At 64.6% G+C, this 13,491-nt stretch carries 11 protein-coding genes; 4 read left to right on the top strand and 7 right to left on the bottom strand.

The window, feature by feature from the left end; all coding sequences use genetic code 11:
* Positions 1-73: 73 nt before the first annotated feature.
* The 3 genes from HG421_RS00505 to HG421_RS00495 all read left to right on the top strand — a co-directional run bounded on the left by HG421_RS00505 (position 74) and on the right by HG421_RS00495 (position 6,030).
* On the top strand, positions 74-1,231 hold the full coding sequence (locus HG421_RS00505; RefSeq protein ID WP_168968296.1) for an ROK family protein: 1,158 nt from the start codon (positions 74-76) through the stop codon (positions 1,229-1,231).
* A 132-nt stretch (positions 1,232-1,363) separates the two neighbouring features.
* On the top strand, positions 1,364-3,514 hold the full coding sequence (gene avrBs2, locus HG421_RS00500) for a type III secretion system effector avirulence protein AvrBs2 (protein ID WP_168968294.1): 2,151 nt from the start codon (positions 1,364-1,366) through the stop codon (positions 3,512-3,514).
* Positions 3,515-4,449: 935 nt separating this feature from the next.
* Positions 4,450-6,030: a hypothetical protein gene (locus HG421_RS00495; protein WP_211161765.1), complete on the top strand. Its 1,581-nt coding sequence runs from the start codon at positions 4,450-4,452 to the stop codon at positions 6,028-6,030.
* 84 nt (positions 6,031-6,114) lie between these two features.
* Here HG421_RS00495 and HG421_RS00490 read toward each other — a convergent pair whose 3' ends face one another.
* Positions 6,115-6,684 (bottom strand): lytic transglycosylase domain-containing protein, encoded by a 570-nt coding sequence (locus HG421_RS00490; RefSeq protein WP_248279526.1) that lies wholly within the window; start codon positions 6,682-6,684, stop codon positions 6,115-6,117.
* A 377-nt stretch (positions 6,685-7,061) separates the two neighbouring features.
* Here HG421_RS00490 and xopA point away from each other — a divergent pair, with 377 nt between their 5' ends.
* On the top strand, positions 7,062-7,442 hold the full coding sequence (gene xopA / locus HG421_RS00485) for a XopA/Hpa1 family type III secretion system protein (protein WP_168968292.1): 381 nt from the start codon (positions 7,062-7,064) through the stop codon (positions 7,440-7,442).
* Between the two features lie 78 nt (positions 7,443-7,520).
* Here xopA and sctC read toward each other — a convergent pair whose 3' ends face one another.
* The 6 genes from sctC to HG421_RS00455 form a co-directional block, all read right to left on the bottom strand.
* Positions 7,521-9,347 carry a type III secretion system outer membrane ring subunit SctC gene (gene sctC / locus HG421_RS00480; protein ID WP_168968290.1) on the bottom strand — a complete coding sequence of 609 codons (1,827 nt, stop codon included), beginning with the start codon at positions 9,345-9,347 and terminating at the stop codon, positions 7,521-7,523.
* A gap of 174 nt (positions 9,348-9,521) precedes the next feature.
* Positions 9,522-10,352 (bottom strand): type III secretion system export apparatus subunit SctT, encoded by an 831-nt coding sequence (gene sctT, locus HG421_RS00475; RefSeq protein WP_168968288.1) that lies wholly within the window; start codon positions 10,350-10,352, stop codon positions 9,522-9,524.
* Complete coding sequence (locus tag HG421_RS00470) at positions 10,349-10,858, bottom strand: type III secretion protein HrpB7 (RefSeq protein ID WP_168968286.1); 510 nt, start codon at positions 10,856-10,858, stop codon at positions 10,349-10,351. Before HG421_RS00470 ends, sctT begins: the two co-directional genes overlap by 4 nt.
* Positions 10,851-12,179, bottom strand: a complete 1,329-nt coding sequence (gene sctN / locus HG421_RS00465) for a type III secretion system ATPase SctN (RefSeq protein WP_168968284.1) — start codon at positions 12,177-12,179, stop codon at positions 10,851-10,853. Before sctN ends, HG421_RS00470 begins: the two co-directional genes overlap by 8 nt.
* Positions 12,169-12,870, bottom strand: a complete 702-nt coding sequence (gene sctL / locus HG421_RS00460) for a type III secretion system stator protein SctL (protein ID WP_168968282.1) — start codon at positions 12,868-12,870, stop codon at positions 12,169-12,171. The genes sctN and sctL overlap by 11 nt, the downstream gene beginning before the upstream one ends.
* Positions 12,855-13,484: a type III secretion protein HrpB4 gene (locus HG421_RS00455; protein ID WP_168968280.1), complete on the bottom strand. Its 630-nt coding sequence runs from the start codon at positions 13,482-13,484 to the stop codon at positions 12,855-12,857. Before HG421_RS00455 ends, sctL begins: the two co-directional genes overlap by 16 nt.
* Positions 13,485-13,491: the final 7 nt, after the last annotated feature.

The raw sequence follows: 13,491 nt of genomic DNA, 5'->3' as shown, positions 1-13,491 counted from the left end.
GGTAGCCGCAGGCGGATTAAATTAATTTGCTTAATTTAAGCTTGTGTGACAGCAACCGTCCTCTTGTCCTGCCATGTCTTCCTTCTTCGCCCAAGCAGCCATTCGTTCGCATTACCGCCGTCGCAGCGACGGGCAGGCGGCCAGTTCCAGCGAGCGTGCGTTGCTGGATCTGATCCGCAGCGCCGGCCAGGTGGAGCGTGCCGACCTGCCGCGCGCCAGCGGGCTCAGTGTGCCCGGCACCAAGGGCATCATCGACCCGCTGGTCGCACACGGCCTGCTCCAGCTCGGCCCGTCGCTGCGGCGTGGTCGCGGCCAACCGAGTGTGCAGCTGAGCCTGGTGCCCGGCTACGCGTTCAGCGTGGGGGTCTCAGTGATGGTCGATGGCATCGCGGTGGTGCTGATCGACTTTGCCGGGCAGGTGTGCGGCATGCGCCAGCTCACCGCGTTCCCGCTGACGCTGGATCTGGTCGCAGCGCGGTTGCCGGAGCTGGTGCAGCAATTGCTGCAGGCGGCCGGTGTAGACCGGCAGCAGCTGTTCGGGGTGGGCGTCAGCATGACCGGCCCACGCATCGGCGACGGCGCGCGGGTCAACCCGCCGCTCACGCTGGCCGCCGAATGGATGCAGGTCGAGCTGGACCGGTTCATCTCCGAACGCCTGCAGTTACCGGTCTGGATGGACAACGACGCCCATTGCGCCGCGTTGGCCGAAGCCGTGTATGGGGTCGGCCGCCAATGGCCGGATCTGGTCTATCTGTCGATCGCCGACGGGTTCGCCGCTGGCGTGATCGCCGCTGGCAGCGTGCACCGCGGCGCGCACGGCAATGTCGGCGAACTGGGGCGCATCTCGGCCATGACCGGCAGTGCGCGGCCGACGCTGGAAAGCCTGCGCCAGGCACTGGTCGCCGATGGCCATGTGCTGCCGGACCTGCACACCATGCTGCAGCACTACGATGCGGCATGGCCGCAGATCGATGCCTGGCTGGAGATGGTGCAACCCACCGTGACGCTGGCTGTGGCAGCGATCATCGCGTTGATCGACCCGCGCGTCATCGTCTTCGGCGCACGCCTGCCGACCGATCTTGCGCAGCGGCTGATCGCGCGCATCGCCTTCGAGCCCGCGCCACGACGCGGCGTTGCATCGCCGTATCCGGCGTTGCTGGTCGGGCAGGTGCAGGCACATGCCACGGTGCTGGGCGCGGCCATGCTGCCGTTCAAGGAAACGCTGTTTTAGCGCAGGCACCGATCCACATGAGGCGCCGTGCCAGGGGCATCGTTTCGCACCGCAGCGGCATACTTCGCCTCGGTTGCGAATTGTCATATGGCACGCGCTTTACTGGTCGCCCGCAGTGCTCTCGAGGTCGTCATGCGTATCGCTCATGTGCAACCAGCCGCCACGCACATCACCGCGCCGGCAACGCCAACCAATACCAGTGCAATCACCCCGATGGAGGTGCCGCACGCACCAGGCAGCAACCCGCCACTGCGTGCACGGCCTCGTCGCCAGGCTGCCGTCGCACCACAGCTGGTGCCATTGACCGACAGCGCGATGGCCGGCAAGCAGGCGTTGGTGGCGCTGGACGCCAAGTTTTCGGAGCAACGGCTGGCTGAAGTGCAGGCACGACAGATCACGGTGCAAGCGCTGCAAAGCAAGCTGGCCACCCACCTCGCGCAAGCCGGCATCGCGCCCGAGAAGGACAGCATTGCTGCAAAGCTTGCAGCTGGAGAGCTACAGCCGGTGTATCTGGATAAAGCCGCGTTCAAAGCCATGGCCAAGGCGCTACCCGAGAGCGCCAGTGCAGCGGCAGGCCCGGTGCTGGTCGATGCGCAGCAAGGCCGCATCATTTTCGATCTGCAGCGCGCGTTTGCGCCTGGCGATACCTTCAGCGATGCAGCGCGTAACGCATTGCGCAAGGTGCTGGATCTGCGCGGCATTGGGCTGGCAACGCCGGACTGGCTGCAGCCTGCCACACCCACGCAGCCGCGTCGCAAGTTGCAGCAAGCCGCGCGCTATCACGGCCACGAGGTGCCGGCGCGCGATGGCGGGGCGGCGTTCTTCAAGGCCAACGACCATCATCTGGTTGCCGGCAAGCAGGCGCTGCTGCGCGAGCACCGCAAGGAGCTCGTGCACGACACGTATTTCCAGGCGCCCAGCACGCGGGCGCTGGGCAAGGACGTAATGGTGCACCGGGGGTTGTTCGACAACCACGCCGGCATTCCGGAAAACTCGCTTGCCGCCATCGATCGCGCCTACGCACAGGGGTATCGCAATCTGGAACTGGATGTCGAAGTCAGTGCCGATGGCGTGCCAGTGTTGCTGCACGACTTCAGCATCGGCCGCATGACCGACGACCCGCAGAACAGATTGGTCTCGCAGGTGCCGTTTGCCCAGCTGCGCGATATGCCGCTAGTGATCCGCAACCCGGCCGATGGCAACTTCATCAAGACCGATCAGACCATTGCCGCCGTGGAGCAGGCGCTGGAGCGCGCGTTGCAGAAGCCGGAGGCGATGTCGGTGGCGCTGGATTGCAAGGAAGACACCGCCGAGGCGGTGGCGATGCTGCTGATGCGCCGGCCGGATCTGCGCCAGGGGGCAGCGATCAAGCTATACGCCAAGTACTACACGGGCGGCTTCGATCAGTTCGTGTCCAATCTGTACAAGCACTACCAGATCAATCCGCTGCACTCCCAGGATGCACCCCGCCGTGCCGCACTCCACCGGCTGTTGGCCAAGATCAATGTGGTACCCGTCTTCAGCCAGGGCATGCTGGCCAACCAGCAGCTGCGCGATTTCTTCCCAGGCAAGGACGATGGTCCCGAGGGGCTGGCCGAGACCGCAGTGCAATGGTTGGAAAGCTGGAACAAGATGCGCCCTGTTATCGTGGAGGCGGTGGCCATCGATCAGCAAAGCGCTGCGGGCAAGGCCATGGAACTGACACGCACACACTTGCGTCAGCCGGGCTCTGCTTACGCGCAGGCGGCATTTTCGTCCGGCTACCGGTATGAGGATTTCTCGCTGCCGCGCGCCAACCACGACAAGGACTATTACCTGTGGCGCAACTTCGGCGAGATCCAAAAACTCAGCGACGAAGCCTTTGGAATCCAGCGCGCCACCGCCGGTGCCTTTCGCGATGCCGGCGAAAGCCTGTTGACTGACCAGCCCGAGGAAGAACTGCTTGCGCTGCTGGAAAACCGCACGCTGGCGCGTGGCCATACCGGCATGGAACTGGACCTACCGCCAGCTACTCCCATCGATACCGCGCGCGATGCGGCGATCGTGGAGCAGCGCACCCGCGAATTCCGCGCGGCATCGACACCGGTCGATCCGGTCCTGGTGGCGGCAGTACGCGAAGGCCGCGTCCTGGACCATAGTGCAGAATTCCAGCACGATCCTGCGGCACGGCGCGCGGTGGATGCTCGCGCCGAATCGCTGGGACGATTGGACGAGCGGTACCGCGGAGCACCGCTGACCCACCACCTCAACGCGCAGGCCGAACAGATCGAACCAGAGGATTGAGGCTGGTCAAGCGCCGCTGTGCCAGACGCGTTACCGGCATGCCGCCGCGCCTGTGGGCTGGAGGCTATGCCCCCAGCCACAGATCACAGGCGCGTCTTTCGACCACGACAGGCGCTGTCACCGCGTTCGAGCGCTCGCCTGACAGCAGCAAGGAGTTGGTGCGTGACATCGGTGTGTCTTGGGCACTGGAAGAAAGGTGGGCCAATCCAAGGCGGCGCGCTCCCTGCCGTTCCGTACGATCAGGGAGCCCGCGCACAGGGCCATCCAGCAGTTCGATCATCTCCCCACCTTGAGGCAGGCTGCCGCACGACGACAACGCCCGGGCCCGTGTCATTGCCTGGACGCAGGATCCGATATAGAAGCACCCCTACAATCGGAACGTCGGCCTAGCGTAGAAAGCAATAATCTGGAACATTCGAACACGAGCGGCAAGGGCGTTGGATGCTGTCCGCGGCACACGCAAGCCATCGGGCCGGCCAGATACAAGAAACCGTGGCCGGGTAGGTCATCCGCAACTCCATCCGCACACGGAATCCCATATTCCGTTATGGAATGATCATTTCGCAGTTGATGCGTCCCGAATCTCCGGCTTGATGGCATTTTCGAGTCACTGACGACGATGACGCACGCCTCACAAGGTGGCCATGAATGCAAGGGCCCGCCTGAGCGCTTCGATTGCACGCAGAGAAGTTCGCACTGTGTTTTTGCCCGAACCGCCGATGGCGGTACGCAAGACGGTGTCTGCGTGCCGCGTGTCGACCGTGGTCTCGCGTTGATCGAGGCATAGCTCTGCCATCAGCGATCCGTGCACTGCAATCGCGGCTGGCACCGCTGTGCGCCCATGAAGGATGTGCCGGCAATCGACGCCGCACATCGACAGCCCCGCAAGCCCAGGCGGCGGTGCGCCGCCATTTCTCCCACAGCGAGGACATGCCGTGACGAAGATCGATTCAGCTAGCACTTCCAAGCCAACGCGATTGACACTTGAAGAAGTGGCAATCGAAATACAGCCACTACAACCGCGCAACGAAACACCGCCTCCTGTAGTGGACCATGCACTGTCGGGTCTGATTCGTAAGCCTTCTGTACGACGCAGCAATTCGGACCACGGCGAAGGATCTGGCAATACACACGACCCAAACCGGAACCCCGGTGAGAATACCCTGCTGCATGAATCCGGCGCGTCGATACTGCATGGCAGCGACAGCGACAGCGAACGCTTCTTCGACGCCGAAGAGTCTTTTGCAGAGTTCGATCCTTCCGTCCCTCCTTCACACTCCGAACCACACAATCCGCACGTGCACACATCTGCAACCACTACCGCACCCTCACGCATCGAGCGTATGGGTGCGCTGGCTGCATCGATACGATCCGGCGCAGCGCATGGCGTAAGCACCGTCCTTGGACCCACCGCCACCGCGGTGATGGCTGCGGCGCGCGGCGTACTGCCCATCAATGTCGACAAGCAATACCTGGGCGCTGCGTTGGGGCACCTGGTGCACCAGGCCGCTGCCGTAGGGCCGGCCACGTTCGCGCGCGAGTTGCTGGGCGAAGGATTGTTTGCCGCGCTTCGCCAGCTTCCGCCCGAGGCGGTCGTCGCCATGCAGGCAGTCTCCGGCACGCTGCAGATGGCGCTGCATACGCTGCGGAGCAACCGCGAGCAGCGCAACCCCGATGCGGCCGCGCGAGGCTTCCACAATCTCAGTCTCGAACAATGGGATGCATTGTCCGGCGACGAACAAGAGAACAAGAGAACCGAGCAGCAGCATTACTCGGATCTGGTCACCCGCCTCGCGCTGGCCGGCATCCTGAGCAATATCGCCGTGGGTGCGGCCGGCAAGGCATCTGGCGAACCTGAGACGGCGGCCAGGCTGCTGGCCAGCGATGTAAAGATAGGCGCGTATGCCATGGCGCGCGATACCATCCAGGCGACATTTCGCATGGTGGGAATGCGCGGCCCCACCAACGGCGGCATTAGCGGCCCGCACTTCACCGCCGCTGGACGCTTCTACGGCATGGCAAACGTGCTGACCAACCTAGCATCGCACGAGCTGGCATCGCCGGACTTTACAGCGGCCAGGAAGCGCTGGGCCGGGATGCACTCACCCTTGGATACGGGCCAGGCACTGAATGTGATCGTCCGTCAGTCCGCAGTGTCAGCCGCATTGAATGCCGCCATGGAGACAACGGATTGGCTCAACGTAAACCAACACGAGGCCGAGGAAGCTGGGACGCAGCAGTTCCTGGACCCTGCATGGAAGGCCAAGCGCGAGGACTACGAGCGGGTCATGGATCAGTCGGTCACGCGCACGGCTGCCATCAATTCCAATATCGCGCTCGGCACCGCCATCAACATGATTGGCGCCTGGGTCGGGTTGTCGTCCGCACGCAGCGCATTGCTCGCCAATACGATGTCCGGCCTGGCCGCCGGCATGCAATACAAGATCATCGGCGCCACCTGGCAGGCCGAGGCTGCAGTTCGCGAAGCCGAAGCATCCCGCGTGCAGCCTGGGTAAGCACAGCACTCAGGTCACCGCGCTCGCGACCCGGCGGGCGCGGTGACGTGCTGTGCTACACGCGCTACTGCGCCCGCAACAGCGTCATTCCACAAGCACACCGCGCCTGATCAGAATCGCGTGGATGGCATGCGCATATTTATCGCGCTCGGCGGGCGTTTCGGAATGATAGGCACCCACAGCGGCCCAGGTATTTCCGTACTTATTGGTCATCTCGCGCAGTCGCCATGCCGCCACATACACGCTGATGCAAGGATGCATCAATGCGTCTTTGGAAATGCCGTAACTGGAAAGCCGCCGCAGATGGATCGAATTGATCTGCATTTTTCCATAATCGATCGTACCGTTGCGGTTGCGATGGATGGCATCGGCACGGCCACGCGATTCCTGCCACGCAATGGCGCGCAGCACCCACGGATTGACATGTTGATAACCGGCAGCATCTTCGAAGCAGTCTGCGCGTGCGAGCGGCGCTGCGCACAACAGTGTCGCTGCAATCAGTACGTGTCGCCCAGGCGCCACAGCAGGCCAGGTCCGGAATGCGTACCATCGCTCGCTAACACGCAAGTTATTTGAGAGCGTAGCCCAATGCCGGGGACGCCAAATACGCATGCCGTGCACGGACGAACACTTGGTCGTCTCGGTATCTGTCATGTCTGTCACCTGATCGTCGTTGGATTCAGCAACCCAGCGAAGCGACACGCACTCAGGTCGGCCCATCGCTCCACTCGAGCGCCGCACCATAACGGCGATTTTCACACGCATGCATACCTCCGACGAAGCGCCTTTGACATAAGCGAAATCGAAGTAGGCATCGCGATTACATAGGTTCCATCCAGTGTTTTCCTCAAATTTCTTCAGCGGCCAGGTTCGCAAGAAAAGGCGCACTTTCGCGTCCTGGCCGATGTTTCCCAGTTGCCTCTTCTACCTTGCGGTCGGGGGCGGCACAGCGCTCCCGTTGCGATCTTGCCGACGCAGCTTCGTGGCAATCCGCGATGTATCCAGTTCACTCACATGAAACGGGAATCACCATGGACCCATCCATCGGAACCAATAATTGGTCGAATACCAGCACCTCGCAGACCATGGGCATCGGGCCCCAGCAAGCCCAGGATGCCAGTCAGCCTTCGCCCTCGGCTGGCTCCGAGCAGCAGCTCGATCAACTGCTCGCCATGTTCATCATGCTGCTGCTCCAGCAGAGCCAGGGCAGCGATGCCACTCAGGACAGCGGAAATGACCAACCGCAGGACGGTCAACAGGGCCTGAGTCCGTTGACGCAGATGTTGATGCAGATCGTGATGCAGCTGATGCAGAACCAGGGCGGTACCGGCACGGGCGCCGGCGCCTCGCTTGGCACCAGTATGGGCAGCGGCTTCAACTCCGGTTTTTCGGGTCTCAGCGGCCAGGCCTGATAGGCGAGGCGTGCAGGCTGCCGCATGATGCGGCAGCCTGCACGTTCTTCAGCATCAACGGCGCCCCCTACCCGTTGCTCAGGGCGAGACGATGTGGGGGGTCAGCAAAAACAACCGCTGCATCCGCTGCCCGCTCTGCTGGCGATGTTTGAACAGGTTGCCGACCAGTGGAATCTTGGACAACCCAGGCACCTTGTTCAGATCGGTCTGGTCGCTATCGGAAGCATAACCGGCGATCAGCAGGCTCTGCCCCTCGTTGACGAAGGCCTGCGTGGTGATCTCGCTGGAGGTGATGACGGGGATACCATCGACGGTATTGGCGCCCAACTGCCCGTCTTCAATACGCACATCCAGGCGCATCTGCCCGTTGGCCGAGCCCGGCACCACGCTGGGCAAGACGCGTAGCGACACACCGGCGGACAGGTTGTAGAGGTCTGCGGATGCGTAGCCGCTGACACGCACGAATGCCTGCTGCTTGTGATCCATCACCGCTTCCACGTTGTCCAGCGTCGCCACCTGCGGGGTGGAGACGATCTTGGCCTTGTTGGTCTGCTCCAGCGCCGACACGCGCGTCATCAGGTAACGCCCCGCATCTCCCAGAACCGCCGTCAAGGTACCGCCCAACGGCGTGCTGGCACCTGCCGCCGCGGCACCGCTCAAGGTGCCATCGTAGCCAAGCTGACCGCCCCGCCCGTCGCCGGTCTGCACGTCGACACGCCGGCTGTGGAAACGCCAGTCCACGCCGAGATCCTGCATGGCGCCATCGCGGATCTCGATGATGGTGGCATCGATCTGCAGCAACTTGGGGCGGTTGTCGAGCTGCTGGATCAACGTGCCATAGGCGGCCATCCGCTCGGGGCGGTCGCGGATCAGAATGGCGTTGGTGCGCGGGTCGGCCTCGATCACCGGCGCGTCGAAGGCCCACTCCCCACCGCTGCCGGCGTCCACCGACAGCGGCCCATCGCGGCGGGCCTGGCTCATCTCCGGCCACACGCTGGCCGGCGCACTGGCGCCATTGCCATTGCCCGGCAACGGCGGGCTGACCGGCACCCGATCGGACGGCGACCCGCCACCGAACCACGACGCAGGCAATCCGAGGATGCTCGCGTTGCTGCCGCCGCCATTCTGGCCCTGACCGCCGTTGCCGAACGTGTTGGACGAGCCGCCGCCAATCGGCTGCACCCGCCCAAAATTCGCACCCGGCCCGGGCAGCGCCGCAATGGGCGCGCCACGCACACCGTACATGCTGCGCAACAGGCTGGCCATGCCCGGCACCTGGACGTCCTGACCACCGATGCGGGTGCTGTGATCGGCCGCCTGGGCATAATGCAGCTGAAACACCTGCACCTCGGTGGCATCGCGTTGGCGTGCGCTCTGCTCGACCTGCTTGGCGATCGCGGTGACGGTATCCACATACCCCGGCGGGCCGGACACCACCGCCACGTGCGCCGCCTCGTCGTAACGGACCGGAAAGCGCGGATCGTCCAACTGCATGCGGGCAAGCGCATCGCGCAGCGCAGCGGTCGATGCCGCGCCCAGATTCAAGGTCGCATTCTTGGTTTCGTTGGCGCCCCAGATTCTGAGCACGGCACCGTCGTAGTACCAGACGAAGCCGAACGTTGCGGACAAATCGTCGAGGAACTTCTGCGGGCTGGCTTCGAACTTGCCGCTGAACGTGCCGGTCACTTCCGGTGAGATCCACGTGGTGACGGATTGACTGGCGGACAGGTCGCGCAGCACCTCCTTGAGATCTTTGTGGTCGGCAACGTATTTGAAGGTGCGCGAATGCCACGGCACCTGCGCGGCATTGGCATGCGGCGGCACCAGCGGCAGCAGGCCGAGCAGCAGTGCGGCGGCCAACGGCGCGCGTCGGTGGCGGTGAACTGGAGGACGGGCGTATGCCATGGCGTTCCCTCTGCGAGGCAGTGAAAGAAGTCGTTAGGGCGGCGCCTGACATGCAGGCGCCGGCCGGGAGTGCGTGCTGGATGCCGCCGAGCCGCGCACCAACGCGTCGGCCGGACATCCAGCGGCCGTGCGCTCAGTGTAGGCAGCGCATGGCTGGGGAAGTCTCAACAAAGATCAACGCGATGCGCCTGCCTTGCCGCTCATGGTGGCGGCATCGTGCAGCTGCTGCTGGAAATGCAGGAAGCCCAGTGCTTCGCCCAATTGCGCGATGAACACGCTGGTCAGCAAGGCGAGCAGCAGTAATGCAAGCACTCCACGGATCGGTTGACTTAGATTCGACGGTTCCAGCTTTTCGGCGGCACGCGCCACGAAGCCGATGGCCAGATCCACCAGCACCAGCACCAACATCACCGGCGCGGACAGTTTGACGATTGCTGCCATCATGCCGTCGGTCTGCTGGATGACGAACGACTCGGCAACTGCCCCGATGTCCGGCGAGAGCTGGCTCAACGGCCACCAGCGAAACGATTCGAACAACGCGCCGAGCAGCATCAACATGCCGCCCAGCGCGTAGAACGAGACGATCGCCAGCTGCATCAACACCGTGGAGACCGGCGTGCTCTGCTCCCCGCTGAGCGGATTGGTCATCTGCACATTGTTGTAGCCGGACAGATCGTCGACCAGCAGGCCCACGCTCTCGGCGATCCAGAACACCGTCGATGCGGCAAAGCCGATCAGCAGGCCGATGAAGGCTTCCTTGAACACAACTCCCACCAGGCCGGCCGCCTGGATCCTCTCCAGCGCGTCGGCCGGTTGCCCATACGCGATGAACGAGCTCAGCACATAGATCACGCCGTTGCGCGCCATCCCGGGAAGGCTGTCCTGCGCGGTTGCCGGCAGCACGGAGAACATCACGAACACACGCACCCCGCACAGCGCCAGCAACGTCACCAGCGACAGACCCTGCGATGAGAGCGCCAGCAACGCGTCGGCGGTGTCGTTCATCGCGCCACTCCGCGTGCGGCACGATGCGCGCTCAGTGCCACCAACGCTTCGATCGCTTCTTCTTCCTCTGCCGCTTCACGTTGCGCCTGCCGGGCACGGCGCGCACTGGCAGCCTTTTCTGCATACTCCTGTGCCTGTGCCTGCAGCTTGCTCACCGCCTGCTGCACGGACGCGAGTTCGTCGCGTGCGCTCTGAAGCGCCTGCCCGGCCGTCGCGAGCGCTTGTTCGGCAGCGCGGCAGCGTTCTTGCAGCACTGCGCGGAAGCGCTGGTGCTGCAGGATGGTGTCGATACCGATCGGCTCGCCCGCACCGGCCTTGTCGACCAGCGCAGCGTCGAACGTGGCCAGGCGCGTGGCGCAGGCGTCGGCCTCCTGACTGCAGTTGGCCCGTTCGCACTCGCACTGTTCCAGCGCATGCTTGCATTGGCTCAGGCGCTCCTGCATACGCTCGCAGCGGCGCGTCTTCAGCTGCTGCAATATTGTCCAGGTGTTCGCATAATCACGCATCGTCGATCACGCTTTCAAGCTGCTCCAGCGTGGATTCATAGTCGCTGAGCTGATCGGTGGGCTGGCTGAGAAAATCGCGAATCGCATCGATCCTGGCGATTGCTTCGTCGGCGACTGCATCGCTGCCCTGGCGGTACTCGCCGACCTGCAGCAGGGTCTCCACATCGTTGTACTTGGCCAGCAGGCGCCGCAACTGGCCGGCGTGCTGGCGCTGCTGTGCGGACACGATCTGGCTCATCACCCGGCTCAGGCTGCCCAGCACGTCGATGGCTGGGTACTGGTTCTTGGCAGCGATCTCGCGAGAGAGAATCAGATGCCCATCCAGGATACCGCGCACTTCTTCGGCGATCGGATCGCTGCCGGTGTCGTCCTCGGCCAGCACGGTGTAGAACGCGGTGATCGAGCCGCTCTCGCCCATGCCGGCACGTTCGAGCAGACGCGGCAACTCGGCGAACACAGATGGCGGAAAGCCGCGCCGCGTCGGCGGCTCGCCGGCGGCCAGACCGATCTCGCGCTGCGCGCGGGCAAAGCGGGTCAGCGAGTCCATCATCAGCAGAACGCGCATGCCCTGATCGCGAAAGTACTCGGCGATGGCGGTACCGACGTAGGCGGCCTTGGCGCGCTCGATGGAGGAGCGATCGGAGGTCGCACACACCACCACGCTGCGTGCCAAGCCCTCTTCGCCAAGAATCATCTCGATGAACTCGCGCACTTCGCGCCCGCGCTCGCCAATCAGCACGATCACGTTGACATCGCATTGCGTGCCGCGCGCGAGCATGCCCATCAAGGTGCTCTTGCCCACGCCGGCTGCAGCAAAGATGCCCATGCGCTGGCCTTCGCCCAGCGTCATCAAGCCATCGACGATCCGCACCCCGGTCGGCATGGGGTGTTCGATCAACCGCCGGCGCATCGGGTCGGGTGCCTGTGCCTGGATTGGTATCCAGGTATCGCAGGCAACCGGTCCCTGTCCGTCCGCCGGCTCGCCCAGTCCATCGAGCACGCGTCCCAGCAGCGCCGATCCGACCGGCACCGCCAGTGGCCTCCCCAGTCCGATCACACGCGTCTCGCGGGATAACCCGACCAGCTCGCCGAACGGCGCCAGCAAGGCAAGATTGCGATTGAAGCCGACCACCTCGGCGCGCTGCAACACGCTGCCATCGCGCTGGCGCAACTCGCACACCTCGCCCAGGCTGACCTGCACACCGGCCACCTTGAGCATGGTGCCGATCACTTCGACCACCTTGCCGTAGCGGCGGCCGAACGCGAGCGCGGCCAATTCGCGCTCGAGCATCGTCTCCAGCAGCGGCATCTCAGCAAGCATCCGACACCGCCTGCGGCGTGGCCAACACCCGGCGAATGACTCGTCGCAGACTGCGCAGCTGATCGCACAGATCGGTCTCCAACACGCCGGTATCCCATTCGCACACGCAGGCGCCCAGGGCCAGACTCGCGTCGCCGCACAGCTCCACGGGCATGCTCCAGCCTGCGGCCGCCGCGGCCGCATCGAAGGCACGCCGTGCGTCGTCCAACGCATCCGGATGCACGCTCACCCGCAGGGCCTTCGCCTCGTCCATGGCGCCCTCCAATGCCTGTGCGGCACGCGCATACAGCACGACGGGATCGTGCCCGTGGACGACCTGTTCGCAGGCGCGCGCGACGATCTCGGCAAGGCGCTCGCGTGCGCGCTGCGCGGCTGCCTCGGCGTCGAAGGCATGCCGCAGGCCGCGCTCGTTCCACGCGTCGAGCTGATGGCGCAGCCCGGCTGCATAGCCCAGGCGTGCGCTGCGCTCGGCCTTGTCCTGGGCATCGTTGAGGATCGCCTCGGCCTGCTGTTGCGCCTCGTCGATCAGCGCCTGTGCACGCGCCTGAGCCTCGGCCAGGGTCTGCGCGCAACGTGCGTGCACCTGCGCGGTTGCCGCATCCAGCGCCAGCATCGAGGCCAAGGCCTCGCGCGGAATGACATCGCAATCCAGGCCGACCGCCTCCGGTGTGGACCTCAGCCACAGACGCATGGCAGCTCCGGCAGCAGGGCGGGAAGCGCCTGCAGGAATGCAGCGCTCTGGCCGTCTGCGGCGACAGGCGCCACCTGCGCGGCGCCCAGCGGCAGGGACAGCGCCAGCAGCTTGGCCATGCAGGGATCGGGCCACACACCATCGGCCTGCATCCGACGCCAGCCATCGCCGATCCACGCCAGCTGATCGGCATCGCGCGGCAGCAGCGACATGGGCAGGCCGGTGACCGCACGCTGGCGCACATGCTCAAGCACCGCTGGCCCCACCCGCTGCTCGAACCAGTCCAGGCGCTCGCGTTCGATGCAGCGGCGCAGCGCCAATCCGCGCGAGAACAGGGCGCGGCTGATCAGCACCTTCGCCAGCGACGCGGGTGTGAGCAGGACCAGCGTGCTAGCCGGCAGGTCGAGCGCCGCCAGCGGCAAGCCCGACCACCCCGACCAGGCCTGGATCACGCGCAAACGCCGATGCGCAGGCGCTTGCGCCCAGCCCATCGCCGCAACCTGACCAAGCCAATGGGCGACCCGCTCAGCATCCAGTGATTGCGCCAATGCCGCCAGCATGGCCGTCCAGCGTTGAATGCACCGTACTGTGTTGTCGATACGTGCGTTGTCCATCCGCTGA

The organism is Xanthomonas campestris pv. badrii (assembly GCF_012848175.1).
GTDB classification, from domain to species: Bacteria; Pseudomonadota; Gammaproteobacteria; order Xanthomonadales; family Xanthomonadaceae; genus Xanthomonas; species Xanthomonas campestris_C.
Note: the sequence above shows the minus strand (reverse complement) of the source record. Positions and strands in the feature narration are given on the sequence as shown.

What these genes read in the sequence shown, in the direction of transcription:
- sctL (WP_168968282.1), bottom strand. Translation starts at nt 12,870, where the DNA reads ATGCGTCTGTGGCTGAGGTCCACACCGGAGGCGGTCGGCCTGGATTGC.
- sctC (WP_168968290.1), bottom strand. Translation starts at nt 9,347, where the DNA reads ATGGCATACGCCCGTCCTCCAGTTCACCGCCACCGACGCGCGCCGTTG.
- avrBs2 (WP_168968294.1), top strand. Translation starts at nt 1,364, where the DNA reads ATGCGTATCGCTCATGTGCAACCAGCCGCCACGCACATCACCGCGCCG.
- sctN (WP_168968284.1), bottom strand. Translation starts at nt 12,179, where the DNA reads ATGCTTGCTGAGATGCCGCTGCTGGAGACGATGCTCGAGCGCGAATTG.
- HG421_RS00455 (WP_168968280.1), bottom strand. Translation starts at nt 13,484, where the DNA reads ATGGACAACGCACGTATCGACAACACAGTACGGTGCATTCAACGCTGG.
- HG421_RS00490 (WP_248279526.1), bottom strand. Translation starts at nt 6,684, where the DNA reads ATGACAGATACCGAGACGACCAAGTGTTCGTCCGTGCACGGCATGCGT.
- HG421_RS00470 (WP_168968286.1), bottom strand. Translation starts at nt 10,858, where the DNA reads ATGCGTGATTATGCGAACACCTGGACAATATTGCAGCAGCTGAAGACG.
- HG421_RS00505 (WP_168968296.1), top strand. Translation starts at nt 74, where the DNA reads ATGTCTTCCTTCTTCGCCCAAGCAGCCATTCGTTCGCATTACCGCCGT.
- xopA (WP_168968292.1), top strand. Translation starts at nt 7,062, where the DNA reads ATGGACCCATCCATCGGAACCAATAATTGGTCGAATACCAGCACCTCG.
- sctT (WP_168968288.1), bottom strand. Translation starts at nt 10,352, where the DNA reads ATGAACGACACCGCCGACGCGTTGCTGGCGCTCTCATCGCAGGGTCTG.